This window comes from Streptomyces sp. NPDC036764 (genome assembly GCF_055609385.1).
In genome coordinates this window covers 294,573-317,380 of record NZ_JBVJPT010000007.1, presented here as the reverse complement: position 1 = coordinate 317,380, position 22,808 = coordinate 294,573, and the positions used below count along the sequence as shown (strand labels likewise).

23 protein-coding genes and 2 tRNA genes are annotated in these 22,808 nt (G+C 70.9%); 13 read left to right on the top strand and 12 right to left on the bottom strand.

Going from position 1 to position 22,808, the window contains the following annotated elements:
• Positions 1-300 precede the first annotated feature (300 nt).
• Positions 301-1,497, top strand: a complete 1,197-nt coding sequence (locus ACZ69Q_RS26400) for an SUKH-4 family immunity protein (protein WP_471046220.1) — start codon at positions 301-303, stop codon at positions 1,495-1,497.
• Positions 1,498-1,577: 80 nt separating this feature from the next.
• Here ACZ69Q_RS26400 and ACZ69Q_RS26395 read toward each other — a convergent pair whose 3' ends face one another.
• The 3 genes from ACZ69Q_RS26395 to ACZ69Q_RS26385 all read right to left on the bottom strand — a co-directional run bounded on the left by ACZ69Q_RS26395 (position 1,578) and on the right by ACZ69Q_RS26385 (position 3,150).
• Positions 1,578-2,819, bottom strand: a complete 1,242-nt coding sequence (locus ACZ69Q_RS26395) for an LPXTG cell wall anchor domain-containing protein (RefSeq protein ID WP_471046219.1) — start codon at positions 2,817-2,819, stop codon at positions 1,578-1,580.
• Positions 2,820-2,959: 140 nt separating this feature from the next.
• Positions 2,960-3,060 (bottom strand) — tRNA-OTHER (locus ACZ69Q_RS26390).
• 15 nt (positions 3,061-3,075) lie between these two features.
• Positions 3,076-3,150: transfer RNA gene (locus ACZ69Q_RS26385), tRNA-Cys, on the bottom strand.
• Between the two features lie 202 nt (positions 3,151-3,352).
• Between ACZ69Q_RS26385 and ACZ69Q_RS26380 the strand changes: the two genes are divergently transcribed.
• From ACZ69Q_RS26380 to ACZ69Q_RS26340, 9 genes are all read left to right on the top strand, one after another.
• Complete coding sequence (locus ACZ69Q_RS26380; protein WP_471046217.1) at positions 3,353-4,810, top strand: MFS transporter; 1,458 nt, start codon at positions 3,353-3,355, stop codon at positions 4,808-4,810.
• Positions 4,807-4,977, top strand: a complete 171-nt coding sequence (locus ACZ69Q_RS26375) for a hypothetical protein (protein WP_471046215.1) — start codon at positions 4,807-4,809, stop codon at positions 4,975-4,977. The genes ACZ69Q_RS26380 and ACZ69Q_RS26375 overlap by 4 nt, the downstream gene beginning before the upstream one ends.
• Before the next feature lie 116 nt (positions 4,978-5,093).
• Positions 5,094-6,887 carry a DEAD/DEAH box helicase gene (locus ACZ69Q_RS26370; protein ID WP_471046214.1) on the top strand — a complete coding sequence of 598 codons (1,794 nt, stop codon included), beginning with the start codon at positions 5,094-5,096 and terminating at the stop codon, positions 6,885-6,887.
• Positions 6,888-7,258: 371 nt separating this feature from the next.
• Positions 7,259-7,900, top strand: coding sequence for an IclR family transcriptional regulator (locus tag ACZ69Q_RS26365; RefSeq protein WP_471046212.1), 642 nt, complete (start codon positions 7,259-7,261; stop codon positions 7,898-7,900).
• A 106-nt stretch (positions 7,901-8,006) separates the two neighbouring features.
• The gene (locus tag ACZ69Q_RS26360) at positions 8,007-8,780 is read left to right on the top strand and encodes a chorismate synthase (protein WP_471046210.1); all 774 of its coding nucleotides are present in this window, start codon (positions 8,007-8,009) and stop codon (positions 8,778-8,780) included.
• On the top strand, positions 8,777-9,886 hold the full coding sequence (gene menC / locus ACZ69Q_RS26355) for an o-succinylbenzoate synthase (protein ID WP_471046208.1): 1,110 nt from the start codon (positions 8,777-8,779) through the stop codon (positions 9,884-9,886). Before ACZ69Q_RS26360 ends, menC begins: the two co-directional genes overlap by 4 nt.
• Positions 9,887-9,974: 88 nt before the next feature.
• The gene (locus ACZ69Q_RS26350; protein ID WP_471046206.1) at positions 9,975-10,766 is read left to right on the top strand and encodes a S16 family serine protease; all 792 of its coding nucleotides are present in this window, start codon (positions 9,975-9,977) and stop codon (positions 10,764-10,766) included.
• 2 nt (positions 10,767-10,768) lie between these two features.
• The gene (locus tag ACZ69Q_RS26345; RefSeq protein WP_471046204.1) at positions 10,769-11,146 is read left to right on the top strand and encodes a hypothetical protein; all 378 of its coding nucleotides are present in this window, start codon (positions 10,769-10,771) and stop codon (positions 11,144-11,146) included.
• Between the two features lie 7 nt (positions 11,147-11,153).
• Positions 11,154-11,726, top strand: coding sequence for a hypothetical protein (locus ACZ69Q_RS26340; protein ID WP_471046202.1), 573 nt, complete (start codon positions 11,154-11,156; stop codon positions 11,724-11,726).
• Between the two features lie 37 nt (positions 11,727-11,763).
• On the opposite strand, the gene ACZ69Q_RS26335 is transcribed toward ACZ69Q_RS26340, so the two are convergent.
• From ACZ69Q_RS26335 to ACZ69Q_RS26305, 7 genes are all read right to left on the bottom strand, one after another.
• A complete protein-coding gene (locus tag ACZ69Q_RS26335) occupies positions 11,764-11,955 on the bottom strand; it encodes a hypothetical protein (protein ID WP_471046356.1) in 192 nt (63 codons plus the stop codon).
• Positions 11,955-12,554, bottom strand: a complete 600-nt coding sequence (locus tag ACZ69Q_RS26330) for an ArsR/SmtB family transcription factor (RefSeq protein ID WP_471046200.1) — start codon at positions 12,552-12,554, stop codon at positions 11,955-11,957. The genes ACZ69Q_RS26335 and ACZ69Q_RS26330 overlap by 1 nt, the downstream gene beginning before the upstream one ends.
• Positions 12,555-12,626: 72 nt before the next feature.
• Positions 12,627-13,586 (bottom strand): glycine betaine ABC transporter substrate-binding protein, encoded by a 960-nt coding sequence (locus ACZ69Q_RS26325; RefSeq protein ID WP_471046198.1) that lies wholly within the window; start codon positions 13,584-13,586, stop codon positions 12,627-12,629.
• Positions 13,583-14,329 carry an ABC transporter permease gene (locus ACZ69Q_RS26320; protein ID WP_471046355.1) on the bottom strand — a complete coding sequence of 249 codons (747 nt, stop codon included), beginning with the start codon at positions 14,327-14,329 and terminating at the stop codon, positions 13,583-13,585. The genes ACZ69Q_RS26325 and ACZ69Q_RS26320 overlap by 4 nt, the downstream gene beginning before the upstream one ends.
• A gap of 182 nt (positions 14,330-14,511) precedes the next feature.
• A complete protein-coding gene (locus ACZ69Q_RS26315) occupies positions 14,512-15,762 on the bottom strand; it encodes a betaine/proline/choline family ABC transporter ATP-binding protein (RefSeq protein ID WP_471046196.1) in 1,251 nt (416 codons plus the stop codon).
• Complete coding sequence (locus tag ACZ69Q_RS26310) at positions 15,755-16,402, bottom strand: ABC transporter permease (protein WP_471046194.1); 648 nt, start codon at positions 16,400-16,402, stop codon at positions 15,755-15,757. The genes ACZ69Q_RS26315 and ACZ69Q_RS26310 overlap by 8 nt, the downstream gene beginning before the upstream one ends.
• 26 nt (positions 16,403-16,428) lie before the next feature.
• On the bottom strand, positions 16,429-16,908 hold the full coding sequence (locus ACZ69Q_RS26305; RefSeq protein ID WP_471046192.1) for an Lrp/AsnC family transcriptional regulator: 480 nt from the start codon (positions 16,906-16,908) through the stop codon (positions 16,429-16,431).
• 128 nt (positions 16,909-17,036) lie between these two features.
• Between ACZ69Q_RS26305 and hppD the strand changes: the two genes are divergently transcribed.
• Both hppD and ACZ69Q_RS26295 read left to right on the top strand, forming a co-directional pair.
• Complete coding sequence (gene hppD, locus ACZ69Q_RS26300; RefSeq protein WP_471046190.1) at positions 17,037-18,182, top strand: 4-hydroxyphenylpyruvate dioxygenase; 1,146 nt, start codon at positions 17,037-17,039, stop codon at positions 18,180-18,182.
• A gap of 67 nt (positions 18,183-18,249) precedes the next feature.
• Complete coding sequence (locus tag ACZ69Q_RS26295) at positions 18,250-19,122, top strand: phage baseplate protein (RefSeq protein ID WP_471046188.1); 873 nt, start codon at positions 18,250-18,252, stop codon at positions 19,120-19,122.
• A gap of 27 nt (positions 19,123-19,149) precedes the next feature.
• Here ACZ69Q_RS26295 and ACZ69Q_RS26290 read toward each other — a convergent pair whose 3' ends face one another.
• Positions 19,150-20,601: a tetratricopeptide repeat protein gene (locus ACZ69Q_RS26290; protein WP_471046186.1), complete on the bottom strand. Its 1,452-nt coding sequence runs from the start codon at positions 20,599-20,601 to the stop codon at positions 19,150-19,152.
• A 103-nt stretch (positions 20,602-20,704) separates the two neighbouring features.
• On the opposite strand from ACZ69Q_RS26290, the gene ACZ69Q_RS26285 reads away from it, so the two are divergent.
• A complete protein-coding gene (locus ACZ69Q_RS26285) occupies positions 20,705-22,111 on the top strand; it encodes an FAD-binding oxidoreductase (protein ID WP_471046184.1) in 1,407 nt (468 codons plus the stop codon).
• Between the two features lie 11 nt (positions 22,112-22,122).
• Here ACZ69Q_RS26285 and ACZ69Q_RS26280 read toward each other — a convergent pair whose 3' ends face one another.
• Positions 22,123-22,536 (bottom strand): SsgA family sporulation/cell division regulator, encoded by a 414-nt coding sequence (locus tag ACZ69Q_RS26280; protein WP_471046183.1) that lies wholly within the window; start codon positions 22,534-22,536, stop codon positions 22,123-22,125.
• Between the last annotated feature and the right edge of the window lie 272 nt (positions 22,537-22,808).

Below are 22,808 nucleotides of genomic sequence, written 5' to 3'. Positions count from 1 at the left end.
GCCGGTCGGCCGACTTGTCCGACCGGCGAGGCCGCCGGATGCCCTGATGTGCCGGATTCCCGGATTGTCCCGCTCGTGGGCGGTGCTCGTGGGAGCGATTCCAGCGAGGAGGGAACGTTCCGGGGTGCGGCGAGCGTCTACTGATGTGAAGCGCTGTCAGTGGGCGGGCTGGTCCGGGGGCGTTGTCAGTGGTGGCGCGTAGTGTTCTGGGCAGTGGGGACGGCAGAAGCCGGGGCCGGCGGACCGGCCGGTCGGCCGTGTCGTGCCCGGGGGCGGCGAGAAAGCGCATGCGGGGGAGCCATGAGCACGACGACCACGACTCACGTCGGTGATACGGCGATCGTCCTGACCGAGGCCGAGCTGGATCCGTACGTCACGCACGCGTCTACGCGACGCTGGCTGACCGGACCCGGACTGCCCGGCGGCAGCGGTGTGCTGACCTTCGCCGAGCTCGGTCGCGACGGTCTGCGGACGGTGGCTGACTCGACGGGCGACCCCGAGGACCGCCTGGCGGCGGAGCTCAGGGGACAGCTCGTGATAGGCGGACTGCTCGGGCCCGGCGGCCTGGAGACGGAGTCGGTCCTGCTGGACGGCAGCACGGGCGAGATCTCGACGACGCACTTCCTGCACGACCGCCCCGACCTGATGGACCGCCGCCCCCTGGCGCCGTCCCTGCGGACGCTGGTGCGCTTCGCGGAGGCGACGGACGAACTGGCGGGCCTGCGCGGCCAGTTCGCCTCCTACGTCGGCCGGTACGGCCCCAAGGCGGTGGCGGAGGCGTCCCGGCATCTGCTGGCGGTGTTCGACGAGGGCGCGGACGGCGAGCCGGCGCCGTTCTGGAAGATGGCCGCGCTGATCCGCCCGTTGGCGCTCGTCGCCGGCCGGGCCGGGCAGTCGGGGCTCGCCCTGGACCTGCCGTCGCGCCTGCTGGACGAGGAGTTCGGCCGGCGTCAGGTGGTGCGCTTCGAGGACGTCGACTTCCCCGGCACGCTCACGCACGAGCCGACCCGCCGCTTCCTGCGCGACGTGGGCCTGCCGGAGGACGGCTTCCTGTTCTCCCTCGACCCGGACGGCTCGCTGCCGACGCTGGCCGAGTACTACGCCGACGTCGACCCCTCGGCCGAACTCCCCGCCCGGGCCGACCACTTGATCCGCCTCGGTCATCTCGTCGAGGACAACAGCCTCGTCGTCGACGGCGAGTCGGGCGCGGTGCTGAACTTCAGCGAGTCCGAGGCGAGGCTGTTCCCGCTGAACACGGACGTCTCGACCCTCGCCTTCACCCTCTGGCTGCTGCATCGCGAGCAGGCGATAGACGAGGAGTCGGGCCACGCGCTGACCAGCGACGCCTACGACCAGCTCGCCATGACCATGCTCCAGGTCCTGTCGACGGTCGACCCGACCGGCACCAGGGCGGGCAGGGACGGCCGGCACTACTGGACCGAGGTGTTCCAGGACGAGGCGAGCGGGGTGCTCGAATCGGTGGGCGGGCTGCGCTGAGCCCGGTCGGCGAGCGGCACGGACAGCGCGCCCCCCACCCCTGAGACCGACGGCCGGCCGCCGGTCTCAGGAAGGGTTCGTCAGGAGGACTTGGCGGTGGCGCGGCGCCGGCGCACGGCGAGGACCAGGCCGCCGCCGAGGGCGGCCGTGGCGGCTGCGGCGCCGGCGATCAGCGGGGTCCCGTCGGATCCGGTGCTCGCCAGGTTGCCGTCGACGGAGCCGGTGGTGGAGCCGCCCGTCGAGGTACCGGTTCCGCCGGTGGAACCGGTGCCGCCGGTGCCGCCGGTGGACTGGCCCTCGGGGTCGTTGCCGTCACCGCCCGTGGTGGCGCCGCCGTCCGTCGAGCCGCCGGTGGAGGAACCGCCCGAGGTGGCGGGGCCGGGCTCGTTGTCGGTGGGGATGGCGATGCGGATCGGGGCCTTGTCGTTGGCGGGGTTCTTGTCGAACTCCGGGTGGATGTCGTAGACGGAGGTCGCCTTCACCTCGCCGGTGGTGGTCTTCGCGTCGGCGTCGATCTTCAGCATGAAGGTGAAGGAGAGGGACTCGCCGACGTCGATGGTGTGGTCGGCGGGCCAGCAGACGTACGTGGACTTGCCCGGCGTACCACCGGGACCGGAGGGGCCGTCGATGCCGAACGGCGCGCACTCCTCGGGCACTTCGGTGGCGACCGTGTCCTTGGGGATCCGCACCATGAGCGCCGGCTGGTCGTCGCTCTCCTGGTTCTGGATCCAGCCGGGGCCGTCGTTGCGGAGCTTCACCGTGATCGACTGCTCGCCGCCCGCGAGGGCCTCGGTGTCCTCGCCGACGGCGACGAGGTCGGCCGAGCTGTCGGCGGTCAGGGTCATCCGCCGGTAGCTGTCGTCGAAGCCCTCGCCCGGGGCCTCGCCGGTCGCCGAGGTGCCGTACTCCACTGCCTCCATCAGCGCTTCGGGCAGCGCCTTGAACCGCACGGGCGTCTCCACGGAGGCGCCGGGTTCCACATCGAGGTCGAGCTCGCACACGGCCTGCCGGACCTGGTCCCCGACGGTCGAGTAGGTGCAGCCCTTCGCCTCCTCGGTGAAGTCGAGGCCGCGGGTGAGCCGGATCCGGAAGGTGACGCCGTCCGCGGCCGCGGTGCCGTTGTTGGTGATGACGACGTTCTCGTCGTACACGTCGCCCGGCTTGGGAGACGTACTCGGCAGATTCGAGATCACCAGGGCGGGCGCGCCCTCCTCGGCGTAGGCCGAGGAAGCGGTGACCGCGGGAACGGCCGCGGCGATCGCGGCGGCGGCCACGAAGGCCGCCGAGGTGCGGAGGTGCGAGGTGCGGAGGCGCTGGCGCACGGATGGGTCTCCTCGTCGGAACAGGAAGCACGGCGACCGGAGCTTTGCCGTCCAGTCATGTCCTGGACGTCTGGAAGGCGCCGAGGGTTGTGCTGCCGTTTGAGGAGAGAAGGGGGAGGGAGTGCGGATGAGGCAAGAGATGGAGGCCGTGGCGGGAATCGAACCCGCGTGATTCCCCGCGAGTGGAGCTCGCTGATGGATGCGGTGCGGGCGAATCCCTGAACCACTCGGGCATGCGGCCGTGTCAGGGGAGGAATGGAGGCCGTGGCGGGAATCGAACCCGCGTAATTCGCTTTGCAGGCGAATCCCTGAACCACTCGGGCACACGGCCGTGTCGGGGGAGCGGTACTCCGTTCCGGACCCGGTGAAACGACCGTACGGCCCGGCTCGCCGGCCCCTCAAGGAAACCGGGCACGCTGCAATGCGACTGCCACGCCCCGTTCACGAACCCCGCGGTCGTACGACCAAGGTCCCATTCCCGAGCCATCTCCCGACAGGGGCCAAAGCCGGTTGTGGCCCTTACGCTGGCGACCATGACTGCCCTCGAGCCGCGCGACGCCGACCTCGCGAAGACATCCGATGTGCCCTCGGTCCCCGAGTCCGAGGAGAGGGTGCTGAGCAGGTCGTACCGGGCGCTCAGCATCGGGATCGTCTCCGTCGTGCTGCTCATCGCCTTCGAGGCGACCGCCGTCGGGACGGCGATGCCGGTCGCCGCACGGGAGCTGGACGGGGTGTCGCTGTACGCGTTCGCGTTCTCGGGGTACTTCACCACCAGCCTGTTCGGGATGGTGCTCGCGGGGCAGTGGTCGGACCGGCGGGGGCCGCTCGGCGCGCTCACGGCCGGCATCGCCTCCTTCGGGGCCGGGCTGCTGCTGGCCGGAACCGCCGGGGTGATGTGGCTGTTCATCCTCGGGCGGGCCGTGCAGGGGCTCGGCGGGGGACTGGTCATCGTCGCCTTGTACGTCGTCGTCGGGCGGGCCTACCCGGAGCGGCTGCGGCCGGCGATCATGGCGGCGTTCGCGGCGAGCTGGGTCGTGCCGTCGATCGTGGGGCCGCTGGCCTCGGGTGCGGTGACCGAGCACCTGGGCTGGCGCTGGGTGTTCGTCGGGATCCCGGTGCTGGTCGTCTTCCCGCTCGCGCTCGCGCTGCCGCAGATACGGCGCCGGGCGGGCAGCCCCGTCGACGGTTCCGGCCACCCCGCCTCCTTCGACCGGCGCCGCATCCGGCTCGCCCTCGGCATCTCCGTCGGCGCGGGTCTGCTCCAGTACGCCGCCCAGGACCTGAGCTGGTTCTCCCTCGTCCCCGGTGTCGCCGGAGCCGCGCTCCTCGTGCCGGCCGTGCGCGGTCTGCTCCCGCGCGGCACCTACCGGGCGGCGCGCGGGCTGCCGTCCGTGGTGCTGCTGCGCGGGGTGGCCGCGGGGTCGTTCATCGCGGCCGAGTCGTTCGTGCCGCTGATGCTGGTCACGCAGCGGGGGCTGTCGCCGACGCTCGCCGGGTTCTCGCTCGCGGCGGGCGGCGGTACCTGGGCGCTGGGCTCCTGGCTGCAGTCCCGGCCGCGTCTTGAGCCGTACCGGGAACGGCTGATGACGCTGGGGATGGTGCTGGTCGCGGTGACCATCGCCGCCGCGCCGAGCGTGCTGATCGACTCCGTGCCGGCCTGGACCCTCGCCGTCGCGTGGGCGTTCGGCTGCTTCGGGATGGGCCTGGTGATCTCCTCCACCAGCGTGCTCCTCCTGCACCTCTCCGCCCCCGAGGAGGCCGGCACCAACTCCGCCGCCCTCCAGATCTCCGACGGCCTGTCCAACGTGATCCTGCTGGCGGTGGGCGGTGCCGCGTTCGCCGCGCTCGGCGGGGGTTCGGTGAGCCATACGGCGATGGCGGCGTCCGGCACGTCCGGCTCGCACCCGGCCGCCTTCGCCGCGGTGTTCCTGCCGATGGCGGGGGTGGCGCTGGCGGGGGCCTGGGTGACCACGCGGCTGCGGGAGCGGTGACCAGCGCTGCCGCGGGGACGGGCGGTGCCGCGGCGACGTTCCTCGGCGTCAACGGCGTCGATCTCGAAGGCTGTGACCAGGACATCGCGTACGACCTGGTCATCGATGTCGCCTCCGGTGACGAGAGCGACATCCGCGTGATCGCGGGCCGGCTGCGGCGGTTGTGACGTCGGTCCCACCCGCGCGTGACCCGGCCTCGTACACGCTCGGACACCGTCGGGCCGCCGGTAGGGTGGCCCGGTTGTCATACGTAGCCGAGCCGCCCAACCCTTTTACGGAGACCGTGACTACCACCGCCGCCTCCTCCTCGCACCATCTGTCCCCCGCCTTTCCCGGCCGCGCCCCCTGGGGCACCGCCAGCAAGCTGCGCGCCTGGCAGCAGGGCGCGATGGAGAAGTACATCCAGGAGCAGCCGCGTGACTTCCTCGCGGTCGCCACGCCGGGCGCCGGCAAGACGACCTTCGCCCTCACCCTGGCCTCCTGGCTGCTGCACCACCATGTCGTGCAGCAGGTCACGGTGGTCGCGCCGACCGAGCACCTGAAGAAGCAGTGGGCGGAGGCGGCGGCACGTATAGGCATCAAGCTCGACCCGGAGTACAGCGCCGGCCCGCTCGGCAAGGACTACCAGGGCGTCGCCGTGACGTACGCGGGTGTCGGCGTACGGCCCATGCTGCACCGCAACCGCGTCGAGCAGCGCAAGACCCTCGTCATCCTCGACGAGATCCACCACGCCGGTGACTCCAAGTCCTGGGGCGAGGCGTGTCTTGAGGCCTTCGAGCCCGCCACGCGCCGACTCGCCCTCACCGGCACGCCGTTCCGGTCCGACACCAACCCCATCCCCTTCGTGACGTACGAGGAGGGGAACGACGGGATCCGGCGATCCGCCGCCGACTACACGTACGGATACGGCAACGCGCTCGCCGACCATGTCGTCCGGCCGGTCATCTTCCTGAGCTACAGCGGCAACATGCGCTGGCGCACCAAGGCCGGCGACGAGATCGCCGCCCGGCTCGGCGAGCCCATGACCAAGGACGCCGTCTCCCAGGCCTGGCGCACCGCCCTCGACCCGCGCGGCGAGTGGATGCCCAGCGTGCTGCGCGCCGCCGACCAGCGGCTGACCGAGGTCAGGAAGGGCATCCCGGACGCGGGCGCCCTCGTCATCGCCTCCGACCAGGACTCCGCACGCGCCTACGCCAAGCTCATCCGCGAGATCACCGGCAACAAGGCGACGCTCGTGCTCTCCGACGACGCCGGGGCGTCCAAGCGGATCGACGACTTCAGCGGCAGCAACGATCGGTGGATGGTCGCGGTGAGGATGGTGTCGGAGGGCGTCGACGTCCCCCGGCTCGCCGTCGGGGTCTATGCCACCACCATCTCCACACCCCTCTTCTTCGCCCAGGCCGTCGGCCGTTTCGTGCGGTCCCGGCGGCGCGGCGAGACCGCGTCCGTGTTCCTGCCGACCGTCCCCGACCTGCTCACCTTCGCCAACGAGATGGAGGTCGAGCGCGACCACGCCCTCGACAAGCCGAAGAAGGAGGGCGAGGAGGACCCGTACGCCGAATCCGAGAAGGAGATGGAGGAGGCGAACAAGGAGCAGGACGAGGACACCGGAGAGCAGGAGCAGTTCTCCTTCGAGGCGCTGGAGTCCGAGGCCGTCTTCGACCGGGTCCTCTACGACGGCGCCGAGTTCGGCATGCAGGCCCACCCGGGCAGCGAGGAGGAGCAGGACTACCTCGGGATCCCCGGGCTGCTGGAGCCCGACCAGGTCCAACTCCTGCTCCAGAAGCGGCAGGCGCGGCAGATCGCGCACAGCCGCAAGAAGCCGGACTCCGAGGCGGATCTGCTGGAGCTGCCCGCCGAGCGGCGGCCCGTCGTCTCGCACAAGGAGATGATGGAGCTGCGCAAGCAGCTCAACACGATGGTCAGTGCGTATGTGCATCAGAGCGGGAAGCCGCACGGGGTGATCCATACCGAGCTGCGGCGGGTGTGCGGTGGGCCGCCGAGTGCGGAGGCGACCGCGGGGCAGTTGCGGCAGCGGATCGCCAAGGTGCAGGAGTGGGCCACGCGGATGAAGTGACGCCGCGGATGAAGTGAGCGGTTCGGCGGGTCGTCGGTCGGCCGCGGGTCCGTGGGGGCTTGTCGCGCAGTTCCCCGCGCCCCTTACGGGGGCGCTTCACGCGTCGTACATTTCAGGACGAACGGGCGCGGTCCGTACCGGCCAATGCCCGGATTCTGGACGGAGCCTTCCGCTCAGCGAACCGGCTTCGCTACTGTCCGCCTACGCACACGCCCCGTGGCAGCGCCGCCGCGGAGCGCAGCCGTGAAGCGACGCGGTCCGGAATGCCGGACCGCCGGCCGATCGGCGGCCTCTGAAGCGCGTCACTGACGGGACTCGGTGACGCATCCGCCGCGATGGGGCTGCCGACTCACCACTAAGGAGTGGGCGTCGTGACCGCGGAGACCTCTCAGACGCTCGACCGGGGACTGCGCGTCCTCAAACTGCTGGCCGATACGGACCACGGGCTGACCGTCACCGAGCTATCCAACAAACTGGGCGTGAACCGGACCGTCGTGTACCGGCTGCTCGCCACGCTGGAACAACACGCCCTCGTACGCCGTGACCTGGGTGGCCGCGCCCGGGTCGGGCTCGGAGTGCTGCGACTGGGCCGACAGGTGCATCCGCTGGTGCGCGAGGCCGCGCTGCCCGCGCTGCGCTCACTCGCCGAGGACATCGGGGCGACGGCCCATCTGACGCTGGTGGACGGCACGGAGGCGCTCGCCGTCGCCGTGGTCGAGCCGACCTGGACCGACTACCACGTGGCCTACCGGGCCGGATTCCGGCACCCGCTGGACCGCGGTGCCGCGGGCCGGGCGATACTCTCCGCCCGGCAGCAGCGGATGGACGAGCCCGGTTACACCCTCACCCACGGCGAGCTGGAGGCGGGAGCGAGCGGGGCGGCAGCGCCGCTGCTCGGAGTGACCGGGGTCGAGGGCAGCGTGGGTGTGGTGATGCTGGCCGACTCGGTGCCGGAGCGGGTGGGCCCGCGCGTGGTGGACGCCGCCAAGGAGGTGGCCGAGGCTCTGCGCTGACGGCCGCAGGGCGATCGAAGGTCCGTGCCGGGTGGTGGCCGGTCAATGCGCACGGTGGTGCGTATGCGCTCTAGGCAGGGCCCGTGCCACCTCCGACACTCGATCCATGACCTCTCTCAGCATCCGCACGGTTCACGACGTCGCCGGGTTCGCCGCGGTCGCCGACTACTTCAGCGACGTATGGCAGACGCCCCGAACCGCCCCGCCCTTACTGCCCGAGACGCTGCACAGCATCGCCCACGCGGGCGGGGCCGTGCACGCCGCGTACGAGGGGGAGCGGCTCGCCGGTGCCTGCGTGGCCGTGTTCGGGCCGCCGGTGTCCAGAGAGGTGTACTCCGTGCTGGCCGCCGCCGAGCGCGGGCTCGGGGTGCGGCTCAAGGAGGCGCAACGGGCGTGGGCGGTGGAGCTGGGGGCGCGCACCATGCGCTGGACCTTCGATCCGCTGGTCGGGCGCAACGCCCGGTTCAACTTCGTCAAGCTGGGCGCCGAGGGCACCGAGTACCTCGTCGACTTCTACGGCCCCATGGCCGACGGCGTGAACGACGGCGACGAGACCGACCGGCTGGCGGTGACCTGGGACCTGATCGAGCCGGGGCGGCAGGAAGGCGCCCCGGGACCCGGTGACCGTGATGCCGCGCCCACCACGCACGCGGCCCCCGACGGCGGCCCGCTCGCTCGCCGCGACCTCTCCGACCGGCATGTCTGGTGCCGGGTGCCGGGCGACATCGTGGCGCTGCGGGCCGCCGATCCCCAGCTAGCGCTGCGCTGGCGGCGGGCGGTGCGGGACGTCTTCACGAAGGCGTTCGCCGACGGTTTCCTCGCGACGGGTATGTCTCGGGACGGCTGGTACACGCTCACCCGTCGGGAGGCCGCTTCGTGAAACTGGAACGCGTCGAGATCGTCCATGTGGCGATCCCGCTGGTCGGCCCCTTCCGTACGTCCTTCGGCACGATGACGACGAAGGACACCTTCCTGCTGCACGTCGTCACCGACAGCGCCGAGGGCTGGTCGGAGTTCGCGGCCGACCCGCAGCCGCTGTACTGCTCGGAGTTCGTGGCCGGCGCGGAGATCGTGCTGCGCGACTTCCTGCTGCCGCGCGTCGCCGCGCTCCCGGTGCTGGGTACGGCCCACCTCGCGCCCGCGATGGCCGGGATCAAGGGGCACGAGCTGGCGAAGGCGGCGCTGGAGACGGCGGTGCTCGACGCGGAGCTGCGCTCGTACGGGATGCCGCTGGCCACGTATCTCGGGGCGGTGCGCGAGCGGGTGCCGGCCGGGGTGTCGGTCGGGATCCAGCAGACGATCCCCGAGCTGCTGGACGCCGTCGAGGGATATCTCGCCGAGGGGTATGTGCGGATCAAGCTGAAGATCGAACCCGGCTGGGATCTCGAACCCGTACGGGCCGTGCGGGACCGCTTCGGGTGGGACCTGCCGCTCCAGGTCGACGCCAACACGGCGTACACGCTCTCGGACGCCGAGCATCTGCGGCGGCTGGACGAGTTCGGGCTGCTGCTGATCGAGGAGCCGCTGGAGGAGAACAACCTGCACGCCCACGCCCGCCTCCAGCAGCGCATCACGACGCCCGTCTGCCTGGACGAGTCCCTGCACAACGCCCGCGACACCGCGTCCGCCATCGCGATGGACGCCTGCCGGGTCGTGAACATCAAGCCCGCGCGGGTCGGGGGATACCTGCAGGCGCGGCAGGTGCATGACGTGGCGCTCGCGCACGGGGTGCCGGTGTGGTGCGGCGGCATGCTGGAGACCGGCATCGGCCGCGCGCCGAACCTCGCCCTGGCCGCCCTGCCCGGTTTCACGCTGCCCGGGGACACCTCCGCGTCCAGCCGCTACTTCGCCGAGGACATCACGGAACCGTTCGTGCTGGTGGACGGCCATCTGCCGGTACCGCGCACGCCGGGCATCGGGGTACGGCCGCTGCCGGAGGCGCTGCGGCGCTTCACCAGGGAGCGGCGAGACCTGTACGTGACCTGACCAGCCCTGGTCCGTGACCTCGGTGGGGCAGCCTGGGCAGCTCCGACCTGCGCCTGGCCGGATGCCGCCGTCACGTTAGATTGATCCCGTGTTCTCTCGTCTCACGCGCCCCCGGGCCATCGCCCTCTGCGCTCTCCCGGTCGTGGCCCTGCTCGCCACGGCGGCCTTCGCGCCACTGCCGTTCTCGCTGACGCAGCCCGGCCTGACGGCGGATGTGCTGGGCGAGAACAGGGGCGAGCAGGTGATCACGATCTCCGGTGCGCCGACCCGGGACACGACCGGCCAACTGCGCATGACGACGATCGAGGCGACCTCGCCCGACACGGACGTGTCCCTCGGCGATGTCGTCGACGCGTGGTTCCGCACGGACAAGGCGGTCATGCCGCGCGACTCGGTCTATCCGAGCGGGCGCAGCAATCAGGAGATCGAGGAGTTCAACACCGAGCAGATGCGGGAGTCGCAGGACGACGCGACCGAGGCCGCGCTGAACTACCTCGACCTGAACGACAAGGACGTCAAGGTCACCCTGAAGCTCGCGGACGTAGGTGGCCCGAGCGCCGGTCTCCTCTTCTCCCTCGGCATCGTCGACAAACTCAACGGCGACGGCACCGGCGGCGACCTCACCGGAGGCCGCACCATCGCCGGCACCGGCACGATCGACCCCGCCGGCAAGGTCGGCGCGGTCGGCGGCGTCTCCCTGAAGACGCAGGCCGCCAAGCGCGACGGCGCGACGGTCTTCCTGGTCCCGAAGGAGGAGTGCGGCGACGCGAAGGCAGAACTCCCCAAGGGCCTGCGCCTGATCCCGGTGACCACCCTGAAGGGCGCGGTGAACGCACTGGAGGCCCTGGAGTCGGGGAAGGGTTCCGTGCCGAGCTGCTGAGCGTGGTCGTCCTCGCCGTCCTCGGCGCTTCGGCCTGGGCGCAGCGACGCTCGTCGGGCAACCCGGACGCCAAGTCGGTCCACCAGGCCCTGGCCGACCGCGCGTCTTCGACCGCCGGCGAGCGTGAACCGGGAGTGCTCCCCGCGAGGTTGGGCAGCGCCTCCGCTCTGGCGAACGGACAGCTCCTGTCCTTCTACGGCGGAATCATGGCGCTCGTCCTCCCACTGGCCCTCGGGGTGGGTGCTCCCACGCCCACGGGCAAGGCGGCGGAGATCGCTGCCGAGGGTGCGGTCGTACGGGCGTTGCCGGTCGAGTCGGTCCGGGACGTCGTCAAGGACCGGCACCGGGGACCAGCGATTCCCGCGACAACTGCGCGGTGACGAGCGGGTGCTGCGGGCCACTGTCGCCGGGTACGACGGTCGTGGCGCGGGGATGGTGCGCATCGGCCTGGACACTCCCAAGGGCCCGGTGCAGATGCATGTCCATGCGGACAGCGCCCGGTACTTCGACACGATCGGGGGCGCGCAAGGCCACCTCGTCTGGGCGCCCGACCGCAATCGGCACGGCGGCCGGAAGGGGCCGCACCGCACGGGCGCGGTCTTCGTCAGCGACGACGGATGGTTCATCCCGGGTGGGCTCGCCCCCGAGTACGAGGAGTCCGCGCGGACGAAGGCCGATCAGCCGGCCTCGGTCGGCTCGACGGGGCGGAGCCGGCTGCTCGACCTCGACCGGGCCTGGATCCTCAGCATCCCGAACCGGCTGATGAACGTCCTTCTGTTCTGGGCCCTCTGCCTCATGACGCTCGCGCTGCCCGTTTCCCCCGGGGCCTCGCGCCTGGCCGTCGGCATCGCCGGCACGGCTGCACTTCTGGTGTACGGCGGTCAGGTGGCCGTGAACCGGGAGGCGGAGGCACAGCGGCGGCCGGGCGGCAACCAGGGTGCCGTGCGTTCCACTCCGTGACCGGCCGGCCGGTGCCCACCCCGGGACGTCGGAACCGCTAGGGCGCCACGGCCGGTTGACGCCGCGGTGGGGTCGCCAGACGCAGGCCCACTTCCACGAGGGTCCAGCCGAGGCGGATCCGCAGGTCCCGGGCGGGCCCGGCCGCGGCGGCGAGACGGTGGTCCTCGGCCTGGGCTTGGAGGTCGGCGGCGCGGAGGCGGTGTAAGGCGCGGTGGGTCTCCGGGTCGATCACTGGGGTCTCTTTCGATCCGTGGCGATGGGGAAGACGTGCGTGTGGAAGCGGACGTACTCCGCTTCGGGAGCGTCCTCGGGAACGTCGAGGTCGTCGTACGTGCCGATCAACTCGTGGACCTTGGCGATGAGTTCACGGGCGAGCTCGGGTGTCAGACGCAGTTGCCAGTCGCTGAGGTCCATGGCGTGGTTCTCCCACCACGCGGGCCCCCATTCGTCGCGGGTGGCCACCCAGGTCGTCAGGTCACGGGTGTGCTGGGAGACCAGCTCGTGCAGAAAGGCGTCGGCCGCGCCGCGCACCGCCGGGTCCGTGGACTGGTGCAGGTCCTCCTGTATCGCGATGCCCTGCTCGACCACCTTCCACCACCGCTCCCGCCCCTTGCCGCGCTCCGGCGCGTCCTCGACGAATCCGTGCGCGGCGAGCTGCCGTAGGTGATAGCTGGTGGCGCCGCTGGACTCGCCGAGTCGTTCGGCGAGCATCGACGCGGTGGCCGGCCCGTGCCGACGCAGCGCACCGAGCAGCTCCATCCTCAGGGGATGCGCGAGTCCGCGCAGCGAACGGGCGTCGAGTTTCCGTACGTCGTGCTCTCCGGCCATGCGCGCAAAGGTAGTTGTGCAACGCTTCCTTTGCAATGGGTTCTTTGGAACCCAACTCGCCACCTCAGCCCCCTACTTCACGAACCCCTCCTGCTTCATCCAGTCCAATGCCACCTGATGCGGATCCTCCCCGTCCACGTCCACCTTCGCGTTCAGGTCCTGGGCGACCGTGTTGTTCAGCTTCTTGGTGATCGGGTCCAGGACCTCGGGGATGGCCGGCCATTTCTTCAGGGTCTTGGTGTTGATCACCGGGGCGGCGTTGTAGTTGGGGAAGAAGTGCTTGTCGTCGTCCATGACCGCGAGGTTCATGGACTTGATGCGGCCGTCGGTCGTGAAGACCTCGCCGTAGGTGCAGGTCCCCTTGGCGACCTGGGTGTAGATGATGCCGGTGTCCATCTGGGTGATGTTCTTCGTCGGCACGTTCATCCCGTACGCCTTCTGCATGCCCGGCAGCCCGTCCGCCCGGTTGGCGAACTCGACCTCCACGCACAGCGTCACCGCGCCAGGGTCGGACTTGGACAGCGCGGCGACCTGGGAGAGGTCGTTCGTGCGGTACTTCTTGTGGTTCTCCTGGTTCATCGCCAACGCGTAGGTGTTGTCCAGCGCGGACGGCGGAAGCCAGGTCAGCCCGTTCTTCGCGTCCTCCTTGCGCACCGCCTCCCACTGCGCCTGTGGGTCGGTGATGGGATCGCTGTGGCCCAGGTACGTGATCCAGGCCGTGCCCGTGTATTCGTAGCCGGCGTCGGCGTCCCCCTTGCGCACCGCCTCCCGGCTGCCGATGGACCCCTGGATGCCGGTGCGGTCGAGCACGTCCGCGCCGGCCGCCTCGAAGGCGATGCCCATGATCGCGCCGAGGATGAGCTGCTCGGTGAACGACTTCGACGTCACCGTCAGTTCGGCACCCTTCAGCGGCTCGCCCCGTCCGATCGTCCCGGGCCGCACGTCGTCGACCATGGGGGAGCCGCTGGTCAGGCCGCACCCGGCGGCCGCCACCAGCAACCCCGCCGCCAGCAGGACCGTGGGCCGCCTCACAGGTCCAGCCCCCGCGGACGCAGCAGCACTTCCGCCAGCGACGCCAGCCAGTCCAGCAGCAGGGCGAGGGCGACCGTGAGGATCGAGCCCAGGACCAGGACCGGCATGCGCTGGTTGGTGATGCCGGCCGTGATCAGCACGCCGAGGCCGCCGCCTCCGCCGAACACCGCCAGGGTCGCCGTACCGACGTTGAGGACCAGGGCCGTGCGGACGCCCGCCAGGATCAGCGGGACCGCCAGGGGGAGTTCCACCCGGGACAGGACCCCCGTCGGGGACATGCCGATGCCGCGTGCGGCCTCCAGCACGGTCGGGTCGTTCGCCTTGAGGCCGGCCATCGTGTTGGACAGCACGGGCAGGACGGCGTACGCGATCATGCCGATCAGGGCCGCCTTGCGGCCGATGCCCAGCCAGATCACCAGCAGCGCGAGCAGACCGATCGCCGGCGTCGCCTGGCCCATGTTGGCGAAGGCCATGGCCACGGGGGTGGCTTTGCGGAACGCCCGCCTGGTGAGCAGGATCCCCAGCGGGATCGCGATGATCAGCACGAAGAAGGTGGAGATCGCCGTGAGCTCGATGTGCTCCCACAGGGCCTGCGAGACCTGACCGTTCGACAGCGCGTTCTCGGATACGGCGTCGAGGTCGGCCTGCTGGAACCACAGCCAGGTCGCGAGCAGCATCACCACCAGCATCGAGGGCACGACGGTGAGCCGCTGCCAGCTCAGCTTCCGGGCCGGGGACCGCACGGGCGCCGGGGAGGCGGCCTCTGCGGTCTCCGCGAGGTCGCCGGTCTCCGCGGGTTCGCCGGTCTCCGCGGGTTCGCCCGTTTCCGCGGGTTCGCCCGTTTCCGCGGCCTCGCCCGTTCCGGAAGCCTCGGGTTCCCCGGACGTCTCCCGCGCCCGGGACGCCCTGGGGGCCTCGGGAGCGCTCACGCCTTCATCCCCCCTCCTTCGCCCTCCTGCTCGGCATGCGTGCGCTCCGCCCGCGCCCCCTCCAGCTCGTGCTGGGCCTCCAACGCCTCAAGACGGTCGGCCTCCAGCAACTCGTGCACGGAGTTCATCAGCGTCTCCATGTCGACGACGCCCGTGTACTCACCGCGCCGCCCGGTCACCACCACCCGCCCCGCGTTGTCGGTGAGGACCGCCTCCAGGGCGTCCCGCAGCGTGGCGTCCGGCGTCACCGTGTCGTGCACCAGCGTCCCGGCCCGCGCCAGTGAACCCCTGGCCCGCATCAGATCGCCGCGCCGCAGCCACTTGTAGGGCCGGCCCCGCTTGTCGAGCAGCAGGATCTCGTTGGTGCCGCTGGAGCGGAGCCGGTTGAAGATCTCCTGGAGCGGGTCGTCGACGGTCACCGTCGGATAGTCGGTGATCTCCACATCCCGCACCCGGGACAGGTTCAGCCGCTTCAGCGCCGCCCCGGCGCCGACGAATCCGGACACGAAGTCGTCCGCCGGGTTGGTGAGGATCGCCTCCGGGGTGTCGAACTGGGCGATGTGCGACTGCTCGCGCAGCACGGCGATACGGTCACCGAGCTTGATCGCCTCGTCGAAGTCGTGCGTGACGAAGACGATCGTCTTGTGCAGTTCGTGCTGGAGCCTGATCAGCTCGTCCTGGAGATGGTCACGGGTGATCGGGTCGACCGCGCCGAACGGCTCGTCCATCAGCAGGACCGGCGGATCGGCCGCCAACGCCCGTGCCACGCCGACCCGTTGTTGCTGGCCGCCGGAGAGCTGCCGTGGATACCGGCCGCGGAACTCCCCGACGTCCAGCCCGACGAGGTCGAGCAGCTCCTCGACCCGCGACGCGATCCGCGTCTTCGACCAGCCGATCATCTTCGGTACAAGCGCGATGTTCTGCGCGACCGTCATGTGCGGGAACAGCCCCGCGGACTGGATCGCGTAGCCGACCTTGCGGCGCAGCTTCACCGGGTCGATGTCGGTGACGTCCTCCCCGCCGATGCGGATACGGCCACCCGTCGGCTCGATCAACCGGTTGATCATCTTGAGCGTCGTCGACTTCCCGCACCCGGAGGGGCCGACGAGGATGACGACCTCGCCCGCCTTGATCTCCATGTTCACGTTGTCCACGGCCGGCTGCGGATTGCCCGGATACTGCTTCGACAGGTTCTCCAGCTCGATGGCGGCACCGTGGTGGCCGTTCTGCCCGCTGTTCTCAGGCACGGATCCCCCTGGAGATGGTCAGCCGCCCGATCAGGACGTACGCGGCGTCGAACAGCAGGGCCAGGATGATGATCCCGACCGTGCCCGCGAGCACCTGGTTCAGCGCGTTCGCGCTGCCCAGCGAGGCGAGACCACGGAAGATCACATTGCCGAGGCCGGGACCGGAGGCGTACGCCGCGATGGCCGCGATGCCCATCAGCATCTGCGTGGCGACCCGGATCCCGGTCAGGATCGGCGGCCAGGCCAGCGGCAGCTCCACCTTCAGCAGTCGGGTGAGCCGGGACATCCCGATGCCCTTGGCCGCGTCCACCAGGGACGGGTCGACCCCGCGCAGCCCGACGATGGAGTTGCGCACGATCGGCAGCAGCCCGTACATCGTCAGTGCGATCACTGTGGGCGCGACGCCCAGCCCCACGATCGGGATGAGCAGACCGATCATGGCGAGCGACGGAATGGTCAGGATGCCCGAGGTGGTCAGTGTGGCGAGATTGCCGGCCCACTCGCTGCGATAGGTGGCCACGCCGATCAGCACCCCGATCAGGGTCGCCACCACCATGCATTGCAGGACGGCGCCGGCGTGCTGGAGGGCATCGGCGTAAAGCTGCTGGTGGCGGTTGCCCAGGTACTCCCAGAAGCTCACACGCACTCACCCCACCGTCTCGCGGGTCAGTTGTCGTCCCTGTCCTGTGCCGCCTGCTCCACCAACGGGATGATCCGCAGCGGAACGGGGTTCTCCATCACGATCGCGGTGGAGGCCCGGACGATCCCATCGAAGCCGACAACCCGGTCGATCACACGCTGAAGATCGGCGTTCGAGCGCGCCACGAGCCGGCACATCATGTCCCCGGTCCCGGTGGTGGTGTGCAGCTCCAGCACCTCCGGCACGGTCGCCAAGTGCGCCCGTACGTCCGGCCCTTGCCCCTGGCGGATCTGGAGCGTCGCGAACGCGGTGACCGGATACCCGAGCGCGGCCGGATCCACCTGGGGACCGAAGCCGCGGATGACTCCGTTCGACTGAAGCCGGTCCAGCCGCGCCTGCACGGTCCCGCGGGCCACTCCCAGCCGCCGGGACATCTCCAGCACCCCGATCCGCGGCTCACGCGCCAGCAGCACGATGATCCGCCCGTCCAGATGATCGATCGCCACGGCAGCCTCCTGAGCCGGGTGGTCATCCTGTACAGAGAGCCCGCAGAAACGGACCTTGCACTGAACATATTGCCCAGTGAAAAACCAAACTATTGCGCACCTTGCCATACCGGAGTGAGGCTGCGCCTATGACGCAGACCACACATCACACTCCCGACACCGCCCGGCAGGCCGACCCCTTCCCGGTCAAGGGAATGGACGCGGTCGTCTTCGCCGTGGGCAACGCCAAGCAGGCGGCGCACTACTACTCGACCGCTTTCGGCATGCGCCTCGTGGCCTACTCCGGACCGGAGAACGGCAGCCGCGAGACCGCGAGCTATGTGCTGGAGAACGGCTCCGCCCGGTTCGTCCTCACCTCCGTCATCAAGCCCGCCACCGCCTGGGGCCACTTCCTCGCCCAGCACGTGGCCGAGCACGGCGACGGTGTCGTCGACCTCGCGATCGAGGTCCCGGACGCCCGGGCCGCGTACGCCTACGCGCTCGAACACGGCGCCCGCTCGGTGGCCGAGCCGTACGAGCTGAAGGACGAGCACGGCACGGTCGTGCTGGCCGCCATCGCGACGTACGGCGAGACCCGCCACACCCTGGTCGAGCGCACCGGCTACGACGGCCCGTACCTGCCCGGCTATGTAGCCGCGAGCCCCATGGTCGAGCCGCCCGCCCACCGCACGTTCCAGGCCATCGACCACTGCGTCGGCAACGTCGAGCTCGGCCGGATGAACGAATGGGTCGGCTTCTACAACAAGGTCATGGGCTTCACGAACATGAAGGAGTTCGTGGGCGACGACATCGCGACCGAGTACAGCGCGCTGATGTCGAAGGTCGTGGCCGACGGCACGCTCAAGGTCAAGTTCCCGATCAACGAGCCCGCCATCGCCAAGAAGAAGTCCCAGATCGACGAGTACCTGGAGTTCTACGGCGGCGCCGGCGTCCAGCACATCGCGCTCAACACGAACGACATCGTGGCGACGGTACGGACGATGCGCGCGGCCGGTGTGCAGTTCCTGGACACCCCCGACTCGTACTACGACACCCTCGGCGAGTGGGTCGGCGACACCCGCGTCCCCGTCGAGACCCTGCGCGAGCTGAAGATCCTCGCCGACCGCGACGAGGACGGCTACCTGCTGCAGATCTTCACCAAGCCGGTCCAGGACCGTCCGACCGTCTTCTTCGAGATCATCGAGCGGCACGGCTCGATGGGCTTCGGAAAGGGCAACTTCAAGGCCCTGTTCGAGGCGATCGAGCGGGAGCAGGCCAAGCGCGGGAACCTGTGACGGGGTTCTGAGCCTCTCCGGTCGTGCGGGTGCCACGGGGGCATCCGCACGACCGGGGGAGACTTCCGTGGGGGACACGGTGGACCGCTTCGACCTGTCCGTGGCGTCCGAGCGCTGGCTGTGGAAGAAGGACACGCTCAAGGAGCCGACCGTCCTTCAGTCGTTCGCCTTCGACGAGGCGAACAAGCACCTGTACGTCCTTCAGGTCGTGTGGGGCGGCTCCGAGGCCGGCGACCTGTGCCTGAACCGGCTCGACTTCCACGGCAACCGCCTCGGCCACATGTACCTGCGCGGCTTCGGGCACGGCGTCGGCATCGGCGTGCAGCACACGCCCGACGGCACCGTCTGGATCTGGACCGAGTGCGCCGCGAGCGACAGCGGCTACGGCCGCGGCGTCACCCGCTTCCGCTTCTTCCCCGGCGCCACCCGCGAGGTCGCCGACGTCAACGTCCGCTTCCCGATCCCTGGTTCGACCGCCAACCAGCCGTCGATCTGCCAAGCCACGGGCCGTATCGCCGTCCGCCACCGGGTCGACGACGTGCCGCGCTACCGCGTCTTCGACCTCGCCGCCTTCGTCGCCGGCCAGTACACCAGCCACCTCGCCGACTTCCCGCAGACCGGCACGCACCCCGATCCGACGGTCCCGTTCCAGGGGTTCGCGCTGCACGGCGACCACCTCTATCAGCTCGCCGGAACGCCGTACGACCCCGAGACCAACCCGCCCGCGGGCCGCGGCGACACCCATGTGTCCTGCCTGCACATCCGCACCGGCGAGCCGGTCCAGCGCGAACGGACCGAGGCCGGTCACTCGCTCTCCTTCCGCGAGCCGGAGGGCCTCGCGGTACGGCGGACACCGAAGCCGTGGCTGTGCATGGGCTTCGCGTCCGGAGCGGTGGGCGCCCGCGAGTTCTCGGTCTACTACAAGCCGCACCGCGCCTGACCGCCGTACACCGAGCACGCGCCCGGCTCACTCCTCATCGGGCTTCTCCTCGGGCTCCGCGTCCATGTCCGGCACGTCCTCCACCGACGGCTCGCCCAGCTCCTCCAGCGCCTGCTCGGCCAGCGGCACCCGGGTCGGCGAGAAGTGCGGGCTGATCCGCAGTGCCTCCTGGAGATGCCGGCGCGCGGCCCCCGGCATCTCCAGCTCCCGCTCGATCATCCCCAGGTGGTACACGTACAGCGCGCTGCGCACGGCGCCCCCGCGGTGCCGGTCGGTCGCCACCCGCGCGAACTTCAGAGCCTCTTTGTCCTTGCCGGACCGGTGCAGCGCCCACCCCAGCGCGTCGGCGACCGCGATCCCCGGCTGCCGGCGCCACTCGGCCCGCAGCCGGCGCACGGCGGACTCCGGGTCGCCGTGGTCGGCCTCGAAGCGGCCCAGCACCAGCTCCTCGTCCACCCCGCCGGCCGCGCCCCGCGCCGCCCGCTCCCGCAGCGAGTCGTACTGCACCCGCGCCGCCTGCCCCAGCCCCAGCGACTCGTACAGCTCGCCCAGCTCCAGCGCGTACTGCGGATCCGGCTGCTTGGCGAACGCCGCCCGGTAGGCGTTCAGCGCCTCCGTCGTACGTCCCAGCGCCGCCAGCGTCCGCCCCTGCCCGGCGAGCGCGGCCCGCTGGTCGGGGTCGAGCCGTACCGCCTCCTCGAAGTACCGCAGGGCCACGTCCAGGTCACCGCGTTCGAAGGCGAGCTGCCCGCCCCGCTCCAGATACGCCGCCCGCTCGGCCGGGGCCGCGGCGCCCGCCGCCGCGTCCGACAGCGCGGCCGCCGCATCCTCCCGCCGGCCCCGGTCTCGGTACACGCCGGCCGCCCACGCCAGCACCTGTGGCCCCTTGCGCAGCTCCACCAGTCGGTCCAGCGCCCGCTTGGCGGCCTTGTAGTCGCCGAGCCCGGTCTGCGCGTCGATGAGCTGCGGATACGTCGTCCACCGCTTGCCGTCCGCCTTCAGCGCCGCCTCGCTCCAGGTGCGCGCCGCCCGGAAGTCCCGCCGCGCGTTCGCCAGCGCCGCCATGCCGTCCAGCGCGGCGGCGTTCTTCGCCCGCACCTTCAGGGACGTACGCAGCGCCCGTTCCGCCTTCGGGTAGTTCGCCGGCTCCGAGGTCCGGCGCCCCTGCTCCACATACGCCGCGCCCAGCACGGCCCACGACTCGGCGTCCTTCGGGTGGGCCCGCAGATGCCGCTCCCGCTCGTCGATCAGCACCGCCAGATCGGGCAGCGCGGCGGCCACGCCCGTGGTGACCGCGGTCAGCGCCTGCGCCCCCGGTGCCGGCTCCGGCGCCCCGGTCCCGCCCGACCCCCACGGCAGCAGCGTCAGCAGCCCGCCGAGCACGGCACACCCCGCCACCGAGGCGAGCAGCACCCGCCGCCGGACACGCGGGAGCCCCGGCCGCGCGACCTGTTCGTTGTCCACGGCGTCGTTCTCCATGGCGCTCACTGTGCGTGAAACGGTGCGTCGAAACGACGACCACACCCGCCTTACGTCGGCTGCCGTACGCGGGGTTCACACCGATGGCCCCGGGTGTCACGCTGTGATCATGAGCCGTACCGAAGCCGCACCCGCCCAGGCCCGGGGTGACCTCACCGAGCGGCTGCTCGCGGGTCTGCCGCCCGAGGCCGTCCTCACCGACCCCGACGTCACGGCCTCCTACGCCAACGACATGGCCAGCTTCTGCCCGGCCGGCGCGCCCGCCGTGGTGGTGCTGCCGCGCACCGTCGAAGAGGTCCAGCACGTCATGCGCACCGCCACCGAGCTGCGCGTCCCGGTCGTCCCGCAGGGCGCCCGCACGGGCCTGTCGGGCGGGGCCAACGCTTCCGACGGCTGCATCGTGCTGTCCCTGACCAGGATGGACCGCATCCTGGAGATCAACCCCGTCGACCGCATCGCCGTCGTCGAGCCCGGCGTCATCAACGCCGCCCTCTCCCGCGCGGTGGGCGAACACGGCCTGTACTACCCGCCGGACCCCTCGAGCTGGGAGATGTGCACGATCGGCGGGAACATCGGCACCGCCTCCGGGGGCCTGTGCTGTGTGAAGTACGGGGTCACCGCCGAGTACGTCCTCGGCCTCGACGTCGTCCTCGCCGACGGACGCCTGATGACCACGGGCCGTCGTACGGCCAAGGGAGTGGCGGGGTACGACATGACCCGCCTGTTCGTCGGCTCGGAGGGCTCGCTCGGCATCGTCGTACGGGCCGTCCTGGCGCTGAAGCCGCAGCCCCCGCAGCAGCTCGTGCTCGCCGCCGAGTTCGCGTCCGCGGCCGCCGCCTGCGACGCGGTGTGCCGGATCATGGCCGGCGGACACGTCCCGTCACTGCTGGAGATCATGGACCGTACGACGGTCAAGGCCGTCAACGACCTGGCGCACATGGGGCTGCCGGACACGACGGAGGCCCTGCTGCTGGCCGCGTTCGACACCCCGGACCCGGTGCCCGACCTCGCCGCCGTCGGTGCGCTGTGCGAGGCGGCCGGCGCAACCCAGGTGGTGCCGGCGGACGACGCGGCCGAGTCCGAACTCCTCCTCCAGGCACGGCGGTTGTCCCTGACCGCGCTGGAGGCGGTGCGGGGCGTGACGATGATCGACGACGTGTGCGTGCCCCGCTCGCGGCTCGGCGACCTCATCGAGGGCGTCGAGCGGATCGCCGAGAAGCACCAGCTCACCATCGGGGTCGTCGCGCACGCGGGCGACGGCAACACCCACCCGACCGTGTGCTTCGACGCGGGCGACGCCGACGAGTCCCGGCGCGCCCGTGAGTCCTTCGACGAGATCATGGCCCTCGGGCTGGAACTCGGCGGCACGATCACGGGCGAGCACGGCGTGGGTGTGCTGAAGAAGGAATGGCTGGCGCGGGAGATCGGCCCCGTGGGGATCGAGATGCAGCGGGGCGTCAAGCAGGTCTTCGACCCGCTGGGCATCCTGAACCCGGGCAAGCTGTTCTGACGTCCCGCGCCTCACTGGGCGAGCAGTTGGTCGAGCGCGTCGTCGATCCCCAGTTGCTCGCCCTCGGTCCCCGGCGGCACCACCCGCAACGTCCGCTCCAGCCAGGCCGACACCTGCGCCGCGGGTGCCTCCAGCAGGGCGTCGCCGTCGGGCGAGTTCAGCCCCATCAGTACGACGCTGCGGCCCTCGGCCTTCGTCGGCCACACCCGCACGTCCCCGTGCCCGCACGGCCTGAACACCCCCTCGACGAGCAGATCGCGGGAGAAGGTCCAGTACACGGGCTGCTCGGAGTTGATGTGGAAGGTGATGTGCACGGCGTACGGATCGGTGCTGTGATAACTCAGCCGCGCCGGCACCGGCACGCTGCGCTCCGGCGACAGGATGAGCCGCAGCTCCAGTTCGCGCTCTACGACGGTGTGATGCATGGCGTGCGTGTCCTCTCTCGTGACCCGTACGGGCCGTGCGTACGGGCCCGTACGAGTGGAGAGGGAGCGGGGCCACGGATCATTACGCGACTTCCCAGAACTTTTTCCAGACCGGTCCCCGGGCAGGTCCAACTGTCGTGAAGGACGTGTACGAGGTCGCGGGGGAATCAGAAGGCCCCGTTGCCTGAACAGCCGCCGTCGGTCGGAGTTCCGGGGGTGTGCCGGCGGCGTGTCGTGCCGGGGTTCCGGTCGTGTGAAGTACGTGTACGAGG

Bases quoted from the DNA above. Each gene is read 5' to 3' on its own strand.
- ACZ69Q_RS26360 (WP_471046210.1), top strand. From the start codon at position 8,007: ATGACCTCTCTCAGCATCCGCACGGTTCACGACGTCGCCGGGTTCGCC.
- hppD (WP_471046190.1), top strand. From the start codon at position 17,037: ATGACGCAGACCACACATCACACTCCCGACACCGCCCGGCAGGCCGAC.
- ACZ69Q_RS26280 (WP_471046183.1), bottom strand. From the start codon at position 22,536: ATGCATCACACCGTCGTAGAGCGCGAACTGGAGCTGCGGCTCATCCTG.
- ACZ69Q_RS26380 (WP_471046217.1), top strand. From the start codon at position 3,353: ATGACTGCCCTCGAGCCGCGCGACGCCGACCTCGCGAAGACATCCGAT.
- ACZ69Q_RS26290 (WP_471046186.1), bottom strand. From the start codon at position 20,601: ATGGAGAACGACGCCGTGGACAACGAACAGGTCGCGCGGCCGGGGCTC.
- ACZ69Q_RS26400 (WP_471046220.1), top strand. From the start codon at position 301: ATGAGCACGACGACCACGACTCACGTCGGTGATACGGCGATCGTCCTG.
- ACZ69Q_RS26330 (WP_471046200.1), bottom strand. From the start codon at position 12,554: ATGGCCGGAGAGCACGACGTACGGAAACTCGACGCCCGTTCGCTGCGC.